This is a genomic window from Streptomyces narbonensis (genome assembly GCF_014649015.1).
Taxonomy (GTDB): Bacteria; Actinomycetota; Actinomycetes; order Streptomycetales; family Streptomycetaceae; genus Streptomyces; species Streptomyces narbonensis.
Map to the genome: position 1 here is coordinate 183,280 of NZ_BMSF01000008.1, position 19,215 is coordinate 202,494.

Consider the following 19,215-nt stretch of genomic DNA (forward strand, 5'->3'; position numbering starts at 1 on the left):
CCGACAGGCAAGCACGTGCAGTGGGTCAGGGAGGAACCGTCGTCGTGAGCAGCAGGCCATCCCGGGGCGCTGCTCGCCTCGCAGCCATACTCGACGCCCTGCCCGACGGCCTCGTGCTCGTCAATTGCAACGGCACGGTCGTCAACGCCAACACGATCGCCCTCGGCATGTTCGAGACGCCCGGCACCGCGCTCGTCGGCCGTGGCCTGCTCGACCTGCTGCCCGGCTTCGACTCGCGCCTCATCCCCGGCTCCATGCGCCGCCCCGAAGGCACCGACGAGCGCGGACGCACCAAGCCGACCCGGATGATCGCCCGCCGCACTGACGGCGGAGAGTTCCCCGTCGAGGTGACCAGCGCCAGCCTGGAGGACGGCCGCGAGGCCTACGACTCGTACAGCGGCTACACAGGCGACGAACTCCTCATGCTCGTCGTACGGGACCTCACCGGCACCCTCGACACCGAGGCCGAACTCGCCCGCTCGCAGCGCCAGACCGAGATGATCCTGCGCGCCGCCGCCGAGGGCGTCGTCGGCACGGACACCGACGGCCGGGTCGTCCTCGTCAACCCCGCCGCCGCGCAGATCCTCGGCTACCGCGCCGGCGAGCTCGGCGGCCAGGAGCTGCACCCGCTGATCCTCGCCACCCGCGCCGACGGCGAGCCCTTCCCGTACGAGGAGTCCCCGCTCGCCGACACCCTCAAGTCCGGGCGCAAGCACCGCGTCCGCGGGCAGGTGCTGTGGGCGAAGAAGGGCGACCGGGTGCCGGTCGACCTCACGACCGCTCCCGTGCGCGACGGCGACCAGCTCGTCGGCGCCGTGATGACCTTCACCGACCGCAGGCCGTACGAACAGCTCGCCGAGGAGCACGCCGCCGAGCTCGCCGACCGCGCCGAGCGGCACGCCGCGGAGCTCGCCGACCGCGCCGAGCGGCACGCCGCGGAGCTCGCCGACCGCGCGGAGCGGCACGCGGTCGAGCGCGAGAAGCAGCAGGAGCGGTACGCCTCGCTGGCCGCCCGGCACGAGCAGCTGACCGCCGTCCTCGCCGAGTCCCTGCGCGGCCCGCTGGAGGAGCTGCGCGGCCGGCTGGGCGCGCTCGCCGCCGACGACGCCGGGCAGCTGTGGCCCGAGGCCAACCAGGTGCTGCACCATCTGACCGCCGGATACGCCCGGATGACGGCGCTCGTGGACAACGTCCTGGCCTACCAGCGCCTCGACTCGGGCGCGGAGGAGCTCGACCGGCGGGTCGCGCTCCTCGACGGGGTCGTGACGGCCGGCATCGACGCCGCCGTCGAGCTGATCGGGCCCGGCCGCGCGCAGTTCGCCGTGCACGCACCGCCGATCGAGGCCGAGGTCGACCCCGACCGGCTCGCGACCGCGCTCGCGCACCTCGTCGCGGACGTCGCCGGCGTCGACGCGACCGGCCAGAACCGGGCCGCGGCGCAGGGCGCAGGGCCGGTCGACTCCACGATCGTCGTCGCGGCCGCCCAGCGCGGAGACGTCGTACGCATCGAGGTGCGCGGGCCGTACGCGGGCGGCGACCCCGTCCACGGGCCCGTCGTGCGCGGGATCGTGGCGGCGCACGGCGGTGTCGTGCAGACCCACGAGGTCCCGGGGACGAGCGGCGGCGCGTACGTCCTCGAGGTCCCGCTCGGGGCCGGGCGGGGCACGGTCCCCTCGACTGCTCCCGCGATTGTTCCCGCTCCGCCGTCCGCTCCTGCGTCTCCTCCTGCTCCTGCGTCTCCTCCTGCTTCCGCGTCTCCCCCCGCATCCGCGTCTCCTCCTGCTTCCGCGGCCGTTGCCTCTCCCGCCGTGCAGGCGCAGGACGCCGGCGTGCGGGAGCTCCCCGCCCTGCCCGCGCAGGCCACGGGCACGGAGGGGGAGACCTCGGGCGGGGGGCGCCGCCGGGCGCGGCGCGCCTCGACGGACGCCTTCCTGGAGAGCCCGGTCGCCCCTGGGTCCGCCGAGCCGGGCGGCCGACGCCGTGCCCGTACGAGCGAGTCCTCCGGCCCCGCCGAGCTGATCCCCGCCCAGCAGAACGCCGGCGCCGACGGCTCCGCCATGGCCGCGCTCCCGGCTTCCGCGCCCGCCGTGCTTCCCTCGGCGACAGGGCCCGTCGCCCTTCCCGCCGCCGCACCCGCCGTCGAGCCCACCGGGCGACGCCGGGGCCGGCCCGCCGAGGGCTCCGTGGTGACCGCCGCCGAGGGCGCGCAGGGGCGGGCCGCGCTGGGCGCCGCCGTGCCTCCGCAGGGTGTCGCCGCCGCCGAGCACCTGAGCGCGCCCGCTGTCGCGCCGGCGCACAACCCCGCCCTGGCCCTGCCCGCCGTCGCCACCGGCGGCGACGTGCCGACCGCCCCGCCGAGCGGGCGCCGCCGGCGGGCCCTCGCCGCCGCGCAGGAGCGCGCCGCGGCGGCCGAGGCCGGTCCCCGCACGCCCTTCGCGCTGCCGCCGGCCGACGCGGACCGCCCCGAGGGCGACGACGCGCACACGGCTGCGGCTGCGATTCCTTCTCTCGCTCCCGCTTCCATGCCGGTTCCGGGCGCGCTCGCGCTGCCGGTCTCCGACGAGGGGCAGCACGAGGCCGTACGAGGCGTCCCGGGCTCCGACCACACGCCCCCGCAGCCCCATCCGCACCTCGCGCAGCAGCCTCAGCCCCTGCCCGAGCCGAGAGGCCGCCGCCGCGCCATGGCACCGCCGGCTCCCGTGCCGCCGACGCCCGTGCCGCCGACGCCCGTGCCGCCGACGCCCGTGCCGCCGACGCCCGTGCCGTCGCCGTCGCCGTCGTCGACGCCGCTGCCGGGTGCCGTCCCGGCAGCCGTACACGCGCCTGCTCCCGCACCCGCGCCTGCGCCGCAGAGCGGTACCGGTTCCGGGACGGGCACCGGCTCCGTACCGCTGCCGCCCGAACTGCCCATGCCCAGCGCGACGCCCAAGGAACCGAAGGACTCGACCCAGGGGCGGGCGTTCAGCGTGCGCACCCTGGGGCAGGGCGTTCCCTTCGTCCCGCCGACGGCCGCTCCCGCTGCTTCCGCCGCTCCCGTCGCCGCGATGCCCGCGGCCGCTCCCGTGGCTCCTGCCGCGCCCTCCAACGGCTCCGGGCGGCGGCGCAAACTCGCCACCCCGCCGGAGGTCGACCCGCCGGCCCCGGCGGCACTCCCCGCACCGGCCGGCGCCGAGAACACGGCCAAGCCGCACCCGCAGCCCTCCCCCGAGGCGGCGCTCGGGCTCTCCCCGGCCGCCCCCGAGGGCCGTGCCTACGCCATAGGGGCGCCCGCCGAAGGCTCCGCCGAAGGGCCCGAGCCGCTCGACGGCCCCGGCGGCGCGATCGAGGTCGCCAACCGCCCCGCGCCGCGGCCCGTCGACGACGAGCTGCCGCCCGAGCCGCTCGACAACCCGCGCCGGCTGCTCGTCTGGCCCGCGCCCGACGTCTCCACCCAGCAGGCGCTCAGCGACCGCGGCTACCGTCCGGTGATCGTGCACTCCCGCGAGGAGGTCGACGCCCAGATCGCCGCCTTCCCCGCAGCGCTCTTCGTCGACCCGCTGACCGGGCCCATCACCCGTACCGCGCTCCAGTCCCTGCGCCAGGCCGCCGTCGCGGCCGAGGTGCCGGTGCTGCTCGCGGCCGGCCTCGGGCAGGCGACGCGGGAGGCCGCTTACGGCGCCGACCCCGCCGTACTCCTCAAGGCGCTCGCGCCCCGCGACAGCGAGCAGCACCCGTCCCGGGTCCTGCTGATCGAGGAGCACGACGACATCGCGGAGGCGCTCGCCGCCACGCTGGAGCGGCGCGGGATGCAGGTCTCGCGGGCGGCCACCGACACCGAGGCGGTCGCGCTGGCCACGGAGACCCGGCCGAACCTCGTCGTGATGGACCTGATGCAGGTCCGGCGCCGACGGGCCGGGATCATCGACTGGCTGCGCGCGAACGGGCAGTTGAACCGTACGCCACTCGTCGTCTACACCTCGGCCGACCTCGACGAGGAGGAGCTGCCGAAGCTGTCCTCCGGTGAGACGGTCCTCTTCCTCGCCGAGCGGTCGAACAGCACCGAGGTCCAGGCCCGGATCGTCGACCTGCTCGCGAAGATCGGCACCAACTAGCGGCGGTAGTGGCGGACGGAGAAGCGGGGGAGGGCAGTCGCCCTCCCCCGCTTCTCCGTCGATGCCCGACGCGGCCGCTCCAGATCCGGCTGCCCGGCTGCCCGGCTGCCCGGCTGCCCGGCTGCCCGGCTGCCCGGCTGCCCGGCTGCCCGGCTGCCCGGCTGCCCGGCTGCCCGGCTGCCCGGGATGATGCTGCTACAGCTGCGTCACGTCCAACTCGCCCTCCGCGTACTGCCTGCGGATGACCTTCTTGTCGAACTTGCCGACGCTCGTCTTCGGCACCGTCGGCACGACCGCCCAGCGCTCCGGCAGCTGCCACTTGGCGATGCCGCCCTCGGCGGCGAGGAAGGACCGCAGCGTCTCGTAGTCCGCCGTGGCGCCCTCCTTGAGGACGACCGTCGCGAGCGGGCGCTCGCCCCACTTCTCGTCCGGCACGGCGACGACGGCGGCCTCGGCGACCTCCGGGTGCGCCATGAGGGCGTTCTCCAGGTCGACGCTCGAGATCCACTCGCCGCCGGACTTGATGACGTCCTTCGCGCGGTCGGTGAGGGTGAGGAAGCCGTCGGGGCTGATCACGCCGACGTCACCGGTCTTGAGCCAGCCGTCCTCGCTGAACTTGTCGGCCGGGCGGATCTCCTCGCCGCCGACGCCACCGAAGTACGAGCCCGCGATCCACGTGCCGCGGACCTCCAGCTCGCCCGCGGACTCGCCGTCCCAGGGCAGGTGGTCGCCGCCGGGGCCCACGAGCCGCGCCTCGACACCGGCCGGGAAGCGTCCCTGCGTGACGCGGTACGGCCACTCCTCCTCGGCGCTGAGACCGGCCGGCGGGTGGGCCATCGTGCCCAGCGGGGAGGTCTCGGTCATGCCCCAGGCGTGGCAGAGCCGGACGCCGAGCCGGTCGTACGCCTCCATGAGGGAGGGCGGGCAGGCCGCGCCGCCGATGGTCACCTGAGTCATGGAGGAGAGGTCTCGGGGGTTCGCGGTGACCTCGGCGAGCAGGCCCTGCCAGATGGTCGGGACGGCGGCGGCGTGGCTCGGCCGCTCGCGCTCGATCATCTCGGCGAGCGGGGCGGGCTGGAGGAAACGGTCCGGCATCAGCATGTTGATGCCGGTCATGAAGGTGGCGTGGGGGAGGCCCCAGGCGTTGACGTGGAACTGCGGCACGACGACGAGGGTCGTGTCCCGGTCGGTCAAGGCCATGGACTCGGCCATGTTCACCTGCATGGAGTGCAGGTAGATCGAACGGTGGGAGTAGACGACGCCCTTGGGGTCGCCGGTGGTGCCGGAGGTGTAACACATGGCCGCGGCGGACCGCTCGTCGAGCTCGGGCCAGTCGTACGTGGTCGGGCGCCCGGCGATCAGCTCCTCGTAGTCGTGCACGCGCGGTGCGACGCCCTCCAGGCCGGAGCGGTCGCCGGGGCCCGCGACGACGATGTGCTCGATCGTCGGAAGGTGCGGGAGCAGCGGGACGAGGAGCGGCAGCAGGGAGCCGTTGACGAGGACGACCCGGTCCTCGGCGTGGTTGACGATCCACACCAGCTGCTCGGGGGGAAGACGCAGGTTGAGGGTGTGGAGGACCGCGCCCATGGAGGGGATCGCGAAGTAGGCCTCTACGTGCTCGGAGTTGTTCCACATCAGGGTCGCGACGCGCTGGTCGCCGGTCACCCCGAGTTCGTCGCGCAGGGCGTTGGCCAACTGGTGCGCGCGGGCTCCGACCGCCGCGAACGAGCGTCGGTGCGGCTCGGGCTCACCCGTCCAGGTGGTGATGGTGGACTTCCCGTGGATCGTCATCCCGTGCTTGAGGATGCGGCTCACGGTCAGCTGTACGTCCTGCATGGTGCTGTACACGGGGCGTCCTCCCGTTGGGCGCTACGTGGCGTGGCAGAAAGGGTGTGGAGATTCTGCGCACGTACCGCGCGGTATGTCACTACCCGGGAGTACGTAAATTGCCAGTGATCGCTGGCGGAAGTGGCTCTTTCCTCTGCCTTCCGCGCGGTTTCCTACCGTACGGGGGTCAGCTCCGGGTCCTCGCGGAGCTTGCCCAGCGCCCGGGACACCGCGCTCTTGACCGTGCCGACCGAGACCCCGAGCACCTCGGCGGTCTGGGCCTCGCTCAGGTCCTCGTAGTACCGCAGCACCACCATCTGGCGCTGGCGCTCCGGCAGCTTCATCACCGCGCGCCACATCGCGTCGTGCAGCACCTGGCGGTCGGCCGGGTCGGGCTCCGGGAGGCCGATCGGCTCCGGCAGCTCCTCGCAGGCGAACTCGTCGACCTTGCGCTTGCGCCACTGCGACGTACGGGTGTTCAACAGCGCGCGGCGGACGTAGCCGTCGAGGGCGCGCTGGTCCTCGATGCGCTCCCAGGCCATGAAGGTCTTCGCGAGCGCGGTCTGGAGGAGGTCCTCGGCGTCGCAGGGGTTGGCGGTCAGGGAGCGCGCCGTACGCAGCAGCACGGGACCACGCGCCCGGACGTACGAGGAGAACGACGGGTACGGCACGTGGCCGAGGGCGGCCTTCGAGGCGCCGGTGCAGACGGGGCCAGAGGGTGGCGGAGTCATGACTCCACGCTAGAAGCGGACCGCGCCCGGCGGATCGGCCCCAGGTCCCGAACCGGGGTCCGCCTCAGGTCGGAGGAGAGAGGACGGCCGGACCTCCTCTGGGTGGAGTCGCCCCGCACCGGAGTCAGGGTCGGGACGGGGTCGGGGTGGGGCCGGGACGGGGCCGGGGTGGGGCCGGGACGGGGCCGGGGTGGGGCCGGGACGGGGCCGGGTGGGGTCGGGACGGGGTCGGGGTGGGGCCGGGACGGGGCCGGGGCGGGGTCGGGGTGGGGTCGGGACGGGGTCGCCATCGGGGTTTTACTTGGTCGAACCGGGAGTTTCCGTCGCCGTCGTGACGCGGGCGACCGGCGCGTCCACCGCGTTCCGGTCGATCAGCACCCGGTGTCCTCCGTACGACTCGGCGACGTTCCCCACGTACTGATGGATCCGGGCGTGCGGCATCCAGGCCTCCGGGTGCAGCGAGGTCTCCGAGTACAGCGCGGGCGCGCCTCGCCAGCGCGCGAACCACAGCACGGAGGGCAGATCCGGCGTACCCGCCTTCCGCGCCTCCTCGATCTGCCGGATCCCGGTGTCGGCGCTGCTGTAGTAGCCGGGCACATAGCCGAGGCGGCGCACCTCCCGGTTCCAGGCTCGGACGAAGGAGAGGGTGGTGGCGGCACAGCTCGTGTCCTCCAGTCGGAACGCCTCGATGTCCAGGTACAGCGGGCTGTTCGCGCCGATCCCCAGGGCCCCCGCCGCCCGCACCGCCTCGCCCGCCTCCTGAGCGCCCTGGCTCGAAGGACGGGTGCCGATGGCGTACGGCCGCTTCGCGGCGGAGTGGACGCACGGCGCCTGGGAGCCGACGAAGAGCGGCAGCAGCCGCCAGCCCATGGCGTGGGCGGAGGCGACCCAGGCGGGGGTCAGCTCCTTCTGGCCGGGACACCCACGGCCCCGGCCACCGAAGTAGACCCCGACGGCCCGGTACGGAGACCTGAGCCAGGCCCTCATCACCGTGAGAGACGGCGCCTCGCAGGTGTCGAAGGCCTTGCCCGCGAACCGCGGTGCGGGGGCGGGCGGCACGGGCGCGTCGGCTCCTGCTCCTGCGGTTTCCGTGCCGGCTCCTGCTCCTGCTCCGGCTCCGGCGGTTTCCGTTTCGGCCCCTGCGGCTTCCGCTTCGGCTCCGGGCGCGGCCGGGGCCGAAGCCGGGACGGTGACGGGTGCCCCGGGGGCGGGGGCCGACAGGGCGGGCGTCCCGGCCGAGGCGCCGGCCGGACCGGCGAGGAGGGCCGCGCCGGCCATCGCCGCCATCAGGGCGGTGGCCACGGCCCGCGCCCCGGGAGGCGGCGCGGACCGCGCGTACGGCGGACGGACGGATGAGGGCGAACCCGAGGACGGAGTCGGGGTCGGGGACGGGGACGGCGACGAGGGCGAAGGCGGTGCGTTTGTGCTCATGGCGCGAGTGAAGAGCCGCCCGCCCCGCCCGGCCACCGCTGAGGCCGTCCCGTCAGCCGTCCGTGCCCAGGATCAACCCGGACGTGGGAACCCCGGTGCCCGCGGTGACCAGGGTCCGGGCCGCGCCGGGTATCTGGTTCACGGACGTGCCGCGCAGCTGCCGCACCGCCTCCGCGATGCCGTTCATGCCGTGCAGATAGGCCTCGCCGAGCTGACCGCCGTGGGTGTTCAGCGGGATCGCGTCGGCCGCGACGAAGTCCGCCGCCTCCCCCGGACCGCAGAAGCCGAACTCCTCCAGCTGCATCAGCACGAACGGGGTGAAGTGGTCGTAGAGGACGGCCACGTCGATGTCGGCCGGCGCGAGGCCGGCCGTCCGCCAGAGCTGCCGGGCGACGACGCCCATCTCCGGCAGCCCGGTCAACTCGTCCCGGTAGAAGCTGGTCATGGCCTCCTGTCTGCGTCCGGCGCCCTGGGCCGCCGCCAGGATCACGGCGGGCGGCCGCGGCAGGTCGCGGGCGCGCTCGACGGAGGTGACCACGATCGCCTGGCCCCCGTCGGTCTCCTGGCAGCAGTCGAGGAGGCGCAGCGGCTCGACGATCCAGCGCGAGGCGGCGTGGTCGGCGAGGGTGATCGGCTTCCGGTGGAAGTACGCGGCGGGGTTGCGGGCCGCGTGCCGCCGGTCGGTGACGGCGACGTGGCCGAAGGCGTCCGGGGTCAGCCCGTAGGTGTGCAGATACCGCTGGGCGGCCATCGCGACCCAGGAGGCCGGGGTGAGCAGCCCGAAGGGAAGCTGCCAGCCGAGCGCGGCGCCCTCGGCGGAGGGCTCGCGCTGCTGGACGCCGGAGCCGAAGCGGCGCCCTGACCGCTCGTTGAACGCCCGGTAGCAGACGACGACTTCGGCGACCCCGCTCGCGACGGCGAGCGCGGCCTGCTGGACGGTGGCGCAGGCGGCCCCGCCCCCGTAGTGCACGCGGGAGAAGAAGGACAGCTCACCGATGCCGGCGGCCTGGGCGACGGTGATCTCGGGGTTGGTGTCCATGGTGAAGGTGACCAGGCCGTCGACGTCCCCGGGGGTGAGTCCTGCGTCGTCGAGGGCGGCCCGCACGGCCTCGGTGGCGAGGGAGAGCTCGCTGCGACCCGAGTCCTTGGAGAACTCCGTCGCCCCGATGCCGACCACGGCCGCCCGCCCGCCGAGGCTGTCCCTGCTGCGGACGCTCATCGCGCCACCTCCACGGTGACCGTGACCGTCCCGGTGACGTGGTGTCCCAGGTCGTTGGCCCCGACGACCCGGACCGTCGCCGTGTCGCCGGCGACGTCGGTGACCGTCCCGCTCAGGGTCATCGTGTCCCCGGGGTAGTTGGGGGCGCCGAGCCGGATGGCGACCCTGCGGAGGACCGCGCCGGGGCCGAAGTGGTCGGTGATGTAGCGGCCGACGAGCCCGTTGGTCGTGAGGATGTTCATGAAGATGTCCGGGGAGCCCTTCTCCCGGGCCAGTTCGGCGTCGTGGTGCACGTCCTGGTAGTCGCGGGAGGCCACGGCCCCGGCGACGATCAGGGTGCGGGTGATCGGGATCGTGAGCGGCGGCAGCTCTTCCCCGGGCTTCATGACGGTTCTCCCTTCGCGAGCACGTCGCCGAGTTCGGCGAGGAGTTCGGTGCCGCAGCCCAGGTAGGCGTCGAGCTGTCGGCCCCACAGGAAGTGCCGGTGGACGGGGTGGTCGAGGTCGGCCCCCATGCCGCCGTGGAGGTGCTGCCCGGTGTGCACGACCCGCTTGCCCGCCTCGGAGGCCCACCAGGCGGTGGTCAGCGCGGCCTCGGTGGCGTCCAGGCCCTCGTCGTGGCGCCAGGCCGCCTCGTAGGCGGTGACCCGGATGGCCTCGGTGTCCATGTGGGCGTCGGCGGCGCGCAGCTGGACCGCCTGGTGGGTGGAGAGCGGGCGCCCGAACTGCTCGCGGACGGAGGTGTACTCCACGGCCCTGGCGAGCGACCCCGCGCACACTCCCGCCTGGAGCCCGGCGAAGGCGACCCGCGCGGCGGCCAGCACGTCCGCGTAGGCCCCGGTCCTGGTATCAGCACCGGTGCCGGCCCCGGTCCCCAGCCGCTCCGCCGCCGTACCGTCGAGCACGAGCCGGCCCGCGGACCAGGGCGCGGTGAGCTCGACGCTCTCCATCTGTGCCGCGTCCTCGGTGCGGACGAGCCACAGCCCGCGCTCCGCGTCCGCCACGAGGACGTGGGTGGCGTCCCTGAGCCACGGCACCCACTCGACGGCCCCGCTGAGCCGCCCCTCGTGCGCCACGACCCCGCCGGTCGCGGGGAAGGCGCCCGTCACCACCGTCGTACCGTCGCGGAGGCCCGGCAGGAGTCGGGCGCGCTGCTCCTCGGTGCCGTGCCGGGCGACGGCAAGGATCCCGTACACACAGGTCGCGGCGAGCGGTACCTGTGCGGTCCTGCGCCCCTGCTCCTCCAGGAGGAGCACGAGGCCGAGCAGCCCGGTCTCCTCGACGGCGCCGGGAAGTCCGGCCGCGCAGAGCGCCTTCCACAGTTCGGCGTCGCTGCCGGTGCCGGCTGCCGCGAGCCGCTCGTGGGTGGCGAGGTCGCCGAAGATCCGCGCGGCCAGGTCCCGGGCGGCCTCCTGCTCCTCGGTGGGGGTGAAGTCCATGTCAGCCCTCCCCTCCCGCGCGGAAGACGGGAAGCTCCAGCTCCTCGTCGACCCGCAGGAACTCCAGCCGCACCGGCATCCCGATCCGGACCTTGTCGTACGGCACGCCCACCACGTTGCTGATCATGCGCACGCCCTCGGCCAGCTCGATCAGCCCGACCGCGTAAGGAGGGTCGAAGGCCGGGAAGGGCGGGTGGTGCATCACCACGTACGAGTAGACGGTCCCGGCCCCGCTCGCCTCGACCGTGTCCCACTCCGGCGAGCCGCACTCGGCGCACCCCGGCAGCCAGGGCAGGCGGAGGCTCGCGCAGTCGCCGCAGCGCTGGATGAGCAGCCGGTGCGCGGCCACGCCTTCCCAGAATCCGGCGTTGTCCCGGTTGACGACCGGGCGGGGCCGCCGGGGCGCCGCGGCGTCGGGCCGCGGCGGGCGCGGGTCGGGCTTCGAGGCACGCCGGGAGGGCGCGTACTTGAGGATGCGGAAGCGGTGGGTGCCCGCGAGTTCGCCGTCCGCCCGGACGTCCATGCGGGTCGTGACGAAGTGCCCGGTCCCGAGCTTGGTCGTCTTGCGCGGCGAGACGGACTCGATGACGGCGTCGAAGGTGATCGTGTCCCCCGGCCGCAGCGGCCGGAGGTACTCCTGCTCGCAGTCGGTCGCGACGACCGACGTGTATCCGGCGCCGTCGAGGAGGGCGAAGAGCTCGTCGTAGGCCTCGGAGCGGTCGCCGTGCCCGGAGAGCCCGCCCATGGTCCACGCCTGGAGCATGGTCGGCGGCGCGACCGCTCCCGGCCCTTCGTACGCCGGGTGGGCATCGCCCATGGCCTCGCACCAGTGCCGGATCATGGGCAGGTTGACCGGGTCCTTGCCGACCCCGGCGGTGGCGGCGGACCGCCCCTCGAAGGCGGCGATCCGCTCGTGGAACTCGTCCGCCGACCGCCCTTCCTCGCTCCGCGCCGCGGGCTCCCCGTCGGTCCGCACCGCCCCCTCCCTCTCCTTCATCGCCGCCCCCTCCCCTTCATGCCGAGCCGCATCCTCGCGACGATCTCGCGCTGCACCTCGCTCACCCCTCCCCCGAAGGTGTTGATCTGAGCCGCCCGGTTCATGCGCTCCAGCTCGCCGCCGTCGAACTCCCCCGGCGAACCCGCTCGCACCGTCCCCGCCCCGCCCGCGATCTCCTGACATATTCGATACACCTCGACCGCCGATTCGGTTCCCGCGAACTTCACGCCGCTCGCGTCCCCCGGGGCCAGCCGGCCGGCCCCCACGTCCCCCACCAAACGCCAGTTGAGCAGGCGTGTCGCCGCCAGTCGTGCATGCGCTTCGGCGGCCCGAATCCGTATCCACGGCTCGTCAATGCGGCGCCTGCCCGTCACCGGATCGGGGGTACTCGCCCGGTCGAGCGCCGCCGCGAAGAAGTCCTCGGCCTGCATGCCGATCGCGGCCAGCGCGACCCGCTCGTGGTTGAGCTGCTCGGTGATCAGCCCCCAGCCGCCGTGCTCCGGACCGACGAGGTTCCCGGCGGGGACCCGTATCCCGTCGTAGTAGGTGGCGGTCGTCGTCAGCCCGCCGACGGTCGCGATCGGGGTCCAGGAGAAGCCCGGCGCACCGGTGGGGACCAGGACGATGGAGATGCCCTTGTGCGGCGGTGCGGCGGGGTCGGTGCGGCAGGCCAGCCAGATCCAGTCGGCGTTCTGGGCGTTGGAGGTGAAGATCTTCTGCCCGTCGATCAGCCAGTCCGCACCCTCCCGCACCGCCCGGGTCCGCAGGGAGGCCAGGTCCGTGCCGGCCTCGGGCTCGCTGTAGCCGATGGCGAAGACGGTCTCGCCGCGCAGGATCCGGGGCAGGAAGTAGGCCTTCTGCTCGTCGGTCCCGTACCTCATGAGGGTGGGTCCGACGGTGTTGAGGGTGACCATGGAGACGGGGGCGCCCGCCCGGTAGGCCTCGTCGAAGAAGACGAACTGCTCGTCGGGACCGCGGCCCTGGCCGCCGTACTCCTCGGGCCAGCCGAGGCCGAGCAGCCCGTCGGACCCGATCCGGCGGAGCAGCCGGCGCTGGGCGGCGGCGTCGTCGGGGGGAGGCGGGCCGTCGGGCATCACCTCGCGGAAGTACGCGCGGAGTTCGGCGCGCAGCCGCAGCTGCCGCTCGGTCGGGGCGAGGTGCACAGCGACGGCCTCCCGTGGGACGACTGAGGTTTCTGACTGTCCGTCAGATTCAGGACCCCTGTCAAGGTCGGCGACCGTACGCCCCGAGGGGGGCGCGGGGCACGGAAACGCGGACGGCCCGCACCCCGGTACCGAAGTACCGGAGTACAGGCCGTCGTTCACACCGCGGTCACGCCCCCCGTCGGGCCGGCTCCCGTGCTGCTGCCGGCTACCACCACGGGTAGAAGTTCACCACCGCGTTCGACTGGTCGATGTCGGTGAACGCGGAGCCGTTCACGCTCGCCGTGTTGTTCTGGTTGGAGGCACCGGAACCGGTCGCCACCTGCTGCGTGGTGGTCGAGTTTCCGTAGTTGTCCCCGCCCACACCGCTGCCGATGATCGTGGCGACGCTCGTGTTCGATCCGTCGTCCGCGAATCCTCCGTTGTCGGCCTGGGCCACCCCGGTGAAGAGCGCGGCGGCGAGGGGCAGGGCGGCGGCAGCGGCGAGAACGCGGGCGGTACGGATGCTTGCCATGTCTGTTCCTCCGGGAACTGAAACTGATGCTGTGCACGGAACTGCTTCGAGAACTTCAGAACTTCTCTGAACTCCAGCCATTACCCAGGCAGTTGGCCGACCGCCTCGGTCGTTGTGCTCGACGTCGCGAATCCAGAGTTGCCCACCGAATCCCCGGCGAACCACCCCGGAGCGGGTTATTCCCCCGCAAGCGTGAGGACAGGCTGATAAACCCCGGCGAAGCGAGAAAGGCGCAGCTCAGCCGACCGGAGGGAGGTAATCGGCCGGGAGGATCCGCGCACGGCAAGGGAGGAAGCGTTCCGGCAGATTTTCCGCCAATCTTTCTCTCGGAAAGACGACCCGGCGAGTCCCGGAAACGCGAAATTCGAACTCACCGACGATACGGGCGGAGATTTTCTACGGGTCGTACCCCGGATTCCCCTACGAAAGGTCCTGCCTGCCGACCGCCGCCTCGAAGGCCGCGTACGCCCCCGCGTCGAACAGCACGAAGCGCACCTCCTCCACCTCGGTACGGGCGGCCCGGACGGTCTCCACGGCGATCCTGGCCCCGTCGCCCATCGGCCAGCCGTAGATCCCGGTGGAGATGGCCGGGAAGGCGACCGTGCGGTCGCCCAGCTCGTCGGCGACCCGCAGGGATTCGCGGTAGCAGGAGGCCAGCAGGTCGGAGCGGTCCTCGTCCCGCAACCAGACCGGCCCCACGGTGTGGATCACGTGCCGGGCCGGCAGCCGCCCCGCGGTCGTCGCCACGGCCTGGCCGGTCGCCAGGCCCTTGCCGTAGTGGGAGCGCCTCAGGTCCTGGCAGGCGGCGAGGATCTCCGGCCCGCCCTTCCGGTGGATGGCCCCGTCGACGCCGCCACCCCCGAGCAGCGACGAGTTGGCGGCGTTGACCACCGCGTCGGCCGCCTCGGCGGTGATGTCCCCCTGAACAAGCACGATCCGCACCATGCCGAGAACCCTCTCACCCCGGCGCCGCCTCCCGGGCAACAGCTTTCCGCCACCAGCCTTCCGGCATCGGCACCACGCCCACCAACGGCCGTCCGTCGGCCCGTGCCACGAGAAAGGGGCGCCCCCGACGAGAGGCGCCCCTTCCGGTCAACTCGCGCGCTGACCTGGTGCGGTGGGTGTGGGATTTGAACCCACGGTGACATCCCTGCCACGACGGTTTTCAAGACCGTTCCCTTAGGCCGCTCGGGCAACCCACCTTCGCCCCGGCCCACCTGGGGTGGAGCGGGCTACAGCGTACCGGCTGGGGAGCGGGGTGGGGCCGGCTCGGCCGGGGAGGGGACTGGGTTAGAGTCCCTTGTTCACAAGATCTCCACTTATAGGGGTTTCGCGGCTTGTGTCGCGCGATTCCCGAAGGGTTGCAGGGTGCACGGCACGATCGACGGCTTCAGCTACGGCATGGTCACACCCCTCGTGGGATATGTGATGGCCTGTCTGGGAAGCGCCCTGGGGCTGCGCTGCACGGTCAGGTCCCTCGGCACCGAGCGCGCGCGGAAGCCCGGTTGGCTCGCGCTCGGTGCGGCGTCGATCGGGTGCGGCATCTGGACGATGCACTTCATCGCCATGCTCGGCTTCCAGGTGCGGGAGACCCCGATCTCGTACGACGCCCCCCTGACGTTCCTCAGCCTCTTCGTGGCCGTGGTCGTCGTGGGCGTCGGTGTCTTCATCGTGGGCTACCTCGGCACCCGGCCGGCCCCCCTGCTCATCGCGGGCCTGCTCACCGGGCTCGGCGTCGCCGGCATGCACTACCTCGGCATGGCGGCGATGCGCATGAACGGGCAGATCGCCTACGCCCCCGCCGTCGTCGTCGTGTCCGTCGTCATCGCCGTCGTCGCGGCGACCGCCGCGCTCTGGGCAGCCGTTTCCGTCCGCGGCTTCCTGGCCAGCCTCGGCGCGAGTGTCGTCATGGGCGTCGCCGTGACCGGCATGCACTACGCGGGGATGGCCGCGGTCAGCGTGGAGGTCGAGGCGGCGTCGCACGCGGTCGGCGGCTCCTCGCTCCTGAACGTGCTGCCGATGCTCGTCGGCCCGCTGATCTTCCTCGTCCTGGCCGCTGCCGTCGTGATGTTCGACCCGCTGCTGATCATGGGCGACGACGAACCGCGCCGGCGCCCGGCGCACCGGAAGGGGGCTCAGGGAGGCGAGCTCGGCGAGTTCGGCGAGTTCGGCGAGTTCGGCGAGTTCCACGAGTCCGGCGTCTCGCGGATCGACATCGGGGACGTCGTCAGCGAAGAGGTGTGGGACGTGCGGGAGACGAGCACCGAGACCCTCGCCTCTCCCAACGGGTGGCGGTCGTAGACCCGACGCGGGCATGAAACGGGGGAGGGGAACGCCGGCTGTCGGCGTTCCCCTCCCCCGCTTCCGGACGGACCCCCGAACCTCTTCGGCCTCGATCCGCCAGACAGGCCCTAGCTGTCGCCCGTGCGCTCGCCGAGGGTGACCGTGGCCGTCGCCGCCTTGCCGTCCCGCTCGTAAGTGATCTTGACCGAGTCGCCCGGCTTGTGGGTCCAGATCTCGCTGATGAGCGCGGGGCCGCTGTCGATCACGTGGCCGCCGAAGCCCGTGATCACATCGCCGGCCTTGAGTCCCGCCTTCGCCGCCGGGCCGTTCGGGGTGACCGAAGCGGTGCCGCCGGATCCCTGGGCCGCGATCGTCGCGCCCTCGCCCTGCTCGGTCATGTTCACGGTCGCGCCGATCACCGGGTAGACCGGCTTGCCCGTCTTGATCAGCTGCTCGGCCACGTTCTTCGCCTGGTTGACCGGAATGGCGAAGCCGAGTCCGATCGAGCCCGCCTGGGACTGGCCGAAGCCGTTTCCGGTGGACTGGATGGCCGAGTTGATACCGATGACCGCACCGCTCGCGTCGAGCAGCGGGCCGCCGGAGTTGCCCGGGTTGATCGAGGCGTCGGTCTGCAGGGCGCTCATGTACGAGTTGCCGCCGCCCTGGCCGTCGCCGGAGGCCACGGGGCGGTTCTTGGCGCTGATGATTCCCGTCGTCACCGTGTTCGAGAGACCGAAGGGCGCGCCGATCGCGATCGTCGAGTCGCCGACCGCCACCTGGTCGGAGTTGCCGAGCGGCAGCGGCTTCAGCCCCTTCGGCGCGTCGGTGAGCTTCAGGACGGCCACGTCGTAGCCCTGGGCCCGGCCGACGACCTCCGCGTCGTACGTCTTGCCGTCGGAGAACGTCACGGAGAGCGCGCCGCCCTCCGCCGCCGACGCGACCACGTGGTTGTTGGTGACGATGTGGCCTTCCTGGTCGTACACGAAGCCGGTGCCCGTGCCGCCCTCGCCCTCGCCCTGCGATCCGCCGGACTTCGCCTGGATCGTGACCACGCTCGGCAGCGCCTTCGCCGCGACCGCGGCGACCGTGCCCGGGTCGCGCTTGAACGAGGCCGGGGCCTCGCCCGAGGAGACCGTCGTCGAGCCGGTGCTCTCGCTGTCGCCCCGCTGGGCCGCCCAGTAGCCGATGCCGCCGCCGACACCGCCCGCGACGAGCGCCGCGACCAGGACCGCCGCCACGAGGCCGCCGGTCCGCTTCCTGGGCGCCCCGGGAGCGACGGGTACGGGCGGGACGGGCGCACCCCAGGCCGGTACGGCCGGCGGGGGCGGGGGCCAGCCGCCGGCCCCACCGACGGCAGCGGGCTCGGGAGCAGGTGCAGGGGCAGAGGCCGGGGGAGCAGGCGGCATGGGAGCCGCGATCGTCGCGGGCTCAGGAGACGGTGCCGGAGTCGGTGCCGGTGCCGGTGCTGCGGCCGGGGTGGGCTCGGGAGCAGACACCTGTGCCGGTGCCTGCTCCTTCGCCACGGCCTCCGCCGTCGGCGGCGTCGAAGGTGCGGGAGGGGTCGGAGGCGTCGGAGGGGCGGACGGGGCAGTCGGGTCCGCCGGAACCGCCGTGCCCTCGTTCTCGGTGCTCACAGCTCGCTCTCCTCGTCGACTGCTCATTGACTGCTGTTGACTGCTATGGACTGCTATGGACTGTTATGTGCCGCTATCGACTGGACTGTGACTGGTCGATCGCTGCACGGGGTTGATCGTGGGGTGGTCGTGCCTGGCTCAGGATGCTGTCACCAGCTTTTCCCACAGCACGTCAGGCCGCTGTAAGGCGGAGCTGTGCATCTGCGCCCCATCCTTTATATACGGACAGAACGGACAGCCTCTGTGTCCTCGCCTACCCCGCCAATGGCACCATGACGCCGTGACTCACGCACGGCAGCACCCGAACAGTGTCCCCGTCCAGGTCGTCGCCCACCGCGGAGCCTCCGAGGACGCCCCGGAACACACCCTGGCCGCCTATGTGAAGGCCATCGAGGACGGCGCAGACGCCCTGGAGTGCGACGTCCGGCTCACCGCCGACGGCCACCTGGTGTGCGTCCACGACCGACGCGTCAACCGTACGTCGAACGGCCGCGGTGCCGTCTCCGCCCTCGAGCTCGCCGACCTCGCCGCGCTCGACTTCGGCGTCTGGAAGGAGCGGGAAGAGCGGGACGACGCCTCGGAGAGCCCCGACTGGGGAGACCCCGAGTCCACCTCCGTCCTCACCCTGGAGCGCCTCCTGGAGCTCGTCTCCGACGCCGGGCGCCGGGTCGAGCTGGCCATCGAGACCAAGCACCCCACCCGCTGGGCCGGCCAGGTCGAGGAGCGGCTCCTCCAGCTCCTGAAGCGGTTCGGACTCGACGCCCCGGCGTCCCCCGACGAGTCTCCCGTACGGGTCATGAGCTTCTCGGCCCGTTCCCTGCACCGGATCGCCGCCGCCTCGCCGACCCTGCCGACCGTCTCCCTCACCCAGTTCGTCACCCCGCGGCTGCGCGACGGACGCCTCCCCGCGGGCGCGCGCGTGGCGGGCCCCTCGATCCGGATCGTCCGCCACCACCCCGCCGTGATCCTGCGGCTCCAGAAGGCCGGGCACCAGGTGCACGTCTGGACGGTGGACGAGCCCGAGGACGTCGAACTCTGCGTACGCCTGGGGGTGGACGCGATCATCACCAACCGCCCCAAGCAGGTGCTCGCCCAGCTCGGCCGCGACTGAGCCCCTGCCCCACTCGTCACACCGTCCCCAGGGCTTACAGGGAGTGCACCGGCGCGTTCAGCGCGTACTCGATCGTCACGAGTGCGACACACCACGTGCCTTGGCCGGTTTCCGGTCCATTCCTGTGGGGCATCCACACCGTGGCGTGGGGCAAAGGAGGTCTCGGGGGTGGCGTTGGTGGTGGCACAAGAGGTGCCCACGTCGTCGAGCATGGCCGTTCCCCATGGCCCTGCCGGCGTGGGTGAGGCACGACACCGGATGCGGGACGAGCTGTACCGCAGCGGGGTGTCCGAATCGGTCGTCGACGACGCGGTACTGATCCTTTCGGAACTGCTCAGCAACGCCTGTCGCTACGGCATGCCGCTGGGACGGGCGGAACGCGGCGAGGGCGATGTCCTGGCGGCCTGGCGGGTCGACTCGTCGGGCGGTCTGCGGGTCGAGGTGACGGACGGCGGTGGTCCCACGAGACCCGTACCGTCCACGCCCTCGGTCACCGCACGCGGCGGACGCGGCCTGAACATCATCAGCGCGCTGGCCCAGGACTGGGGCGTACGGGACAGCGCGAGCGGCGAGGTCACCGTCTGGGTCGTGGTCACCGAGGGACACCGCCGCGAGGATTTCGCGGCGCGCGTCGGCGGCGGCTCGGGCTTCGACTTCCTCGACTCGTACGACGATCTGGACTGACACCCGGGGGACAGGCGCGCCGGCACGGGGACACCAAGGCCCGCGCCCCGCCTGAGGAGCGGTGGTGCGCTGTGCGGCTAGGCTCGCGCCCG

15 protein-coding genes and 1 tRNA gene are annotated in these 19,215 nt (G+C 73.1%); 4 read left to right on the forward strand and 12 right to left on the reverse strand.

What is annotated here, in order from left to right:
• The first annotated feature begins 44 nt into the window (after positions 1-44).
• Positions 45-4,091 carry a PAS domain-containing protein gene (locus IE124_RS17420; protein ID WP_189508668.1) on the forward strand — a complete coding sequence of 1,349 codons (4,047 nt, stop codon included), beginning with the start codon at positions 45-47 and terminating at the stop codon, positions 4,089-4,091.
• Positions 4,092-4,286: 195 nt separating this feature from the next.
• Here IE124_RS17420 and IE124_RS17425 read toward each other — a convergent pair whose 3' ends face one another.
• The 11 genes from IE124_RS17425 to IE124_RS17475 form a co-directional block, all read right to left on the reverse strand.
• Positions 4,287-5,939: a long-chain fatty acid--CoA ligase gene (locus IE124_RS17425; RefSeq protein WP_189508669.1), complete on the reverse strand. Its 1,653-nt coding sequence runs from the start codon at positions 5,937-5,939 to the stop codon at positions 4,287-4,289.
• Between the two features lie 152 nt (positions 5,940-6,091).
• Positions 6,092-6,649 (reverse strand): SigE family RNA polymerase sigma factor, encoded by a 558-nt coding sequence (locus IE124_RS17430; RefSeq protein ID WP_189508670.1) that lies wholly within the window; start codon positions 6,647-6,649, stop codon positions 6,092-6,094.
• Between the two features lie 297 nt (positions 6,650-6,946).
• On the reverse strand, positions 6,947-7,951 hold the full coding sequence (locus IE124_RS17435) for a DUF1906 domain-containing protein (RefSeq protein WP_229832526.1): 1,005 nt from the start codon (positions 7,949-7,951) through the stop codon (positions 6,947-6,949).
• 181 nt (positions 7,952-8,132) lie between these two features.
• A complete protein-coding gene (locus IE124_RS17440) occupies positions 8,133-9,299 on the reverse strand; it encodes a lipid-transfer protein (protein ID WP_189508672.1) in 1,167 nt (388 codons plus the stop codon).
• Positions 9,296-9,685 (reverse strand): MaoC family dehydratase, encoded by a 390-nt coding sequence (locus IE124_RS17445; RefSeq protein ID WP_189508673.1) that lies wholly within the window; start codon positions 9,683-9,685, stop codon positions 9,296-9,298. Before IE124_RS17445 ends, IE124_RS17440 begins: the two co-directional genes overlap by 4 nt.
• On the reverse strand, positions 9,682-10,737 hold the full coding sequence (locus IE124_RS17450) for an acyl-CoA dehydrogenase family protein (RefSeq protein WP_189508674.1): 1,056 nt from the start codon (positions 10,735-10,737) through the stop codon (positions 9,682-9,684). The genes IE124_RS17445 and IE124_RS17450 overlap by 4 nt, the downstream gene beginning before the upstream one ends.
• A gap of 1 nt (position 10,738) precedes the next feature.
• The gene (locus tag IE124_RS17455) at positions 10,739-11,734 is read right to left on the reverse strand and encodes a bifunctional MaoC family dehydratase N-terminal/OB-fold nucleic acid binding domain-containing protein (RefSeq protein WP_189508675.1); all 996 of its coding nucleotides are present in this window, start codon (positions 11,732-11,734) and stop codon (positions 10,739-10,741) included.
• Complete coding sequence (locus tag IE124_RS17460; protein ID WP_189508676.1) at positions 11,731-12,897, reverse strand: acyl-CoA dehydrogenase family protein; 1,167 nt, start codon at positions 12,895-12,897, stop codon at positions 11,731-11,733. Before IE124_RS17460 ends, IE124_RS17455 begins: the two co-directional genes overlap by 4 nt.
• Positions 12,898-13,105: 208 nt before the next feature.
• Positions 13,106-13,411, reverse strand: coding sequence for a hypothetical protein (locus IE124_RS17465; RefSeq protein ID WP_189508677.1), 306 nt, complete (start codon positions 13,409-13,411; stop codon positions 13,106-13,108).
• Between the two features lie 420 nt (positions 13,412-13,831).
• Complete coding sequence (locus IE124_RS17470) at positions 13,832-14,356, reverse strand: O-acetyl-ADP-ribose deacetylase (RefSeq protein ID WP_189508678.1); 525 nt, start codon at positions 14,354-14,356, stop codon at positions 13,832-13,834.
• Positions 14,357-14,526: 170 nt separating this feature from the next.
• Positions 14,527-14,613: transfer RNA gene (locus IE124_RS17475), tRNA-Ser, on the reverse strand.
• 166 nt (positions 14,614-14,779) lie between these two features.
• Between IE124_RS17475 and IE124_RS17480 the strand changes: the two genes are divergently transcribed.
• On the forward strand, positions 14,780-15,712 hold the full coding sequence (locus IE124_RS17480; protein WP_189508679.1) for an MHYT domain-containing protein: 933 nt from the start codon (positions 14,780-14,782) through the stop codon (positions 15,710-15,712).
• A 110-nt stretch (positions 15,713-15,822) separates the two neighbouring features.
• On the opposite strand, the gene IE124_RS17485 is transcribed toward IE124_RS17480, so the two are convergent.
• Positions 15,823-17,328 (reverse strand): S1C family serine protease, encoded by a 1,506-nt coding sequence (locus tag IE124_RS17485; RefSeq protein WP_189508680.1) that lies wholly within the window; start codon positions 17,326-17,328, stop codon positions 15,823-15,825.
• A 280-nt stretch (positions 17,329-17,608) separates the two neighbouring features.
• Here IE124_RS17485 and IE124_RS17490 point away from each other — a divergent pair, with 280 nt between their 5' ends.
• Positions 17,609-18,439, forward strand: coding sequence for a glycerophosphodiester phosphodiesterase (locus IE124_RS17490; RefSeq protein WP_189508681.1), 831 nt, complete (start codon positions 17,609-17,611; stop codon positions 18,437-18,439).
• A gap of 81 nt (positions 18,440-18,520) precedes the next feature.
• Positions 18,521-19,123 (forward strand): ATP-binding protein, encoded by a 603-nt coding sequence (locus tag IE124_RS17495; RefSeq protein ID WP_189508682.1) that lies wholly within the window; start codon positions 18,521-18,523, stop codon positions 19,121-19,123.
• Positions 19,124-19,215 lie beyond the last annotated feature (92 nt).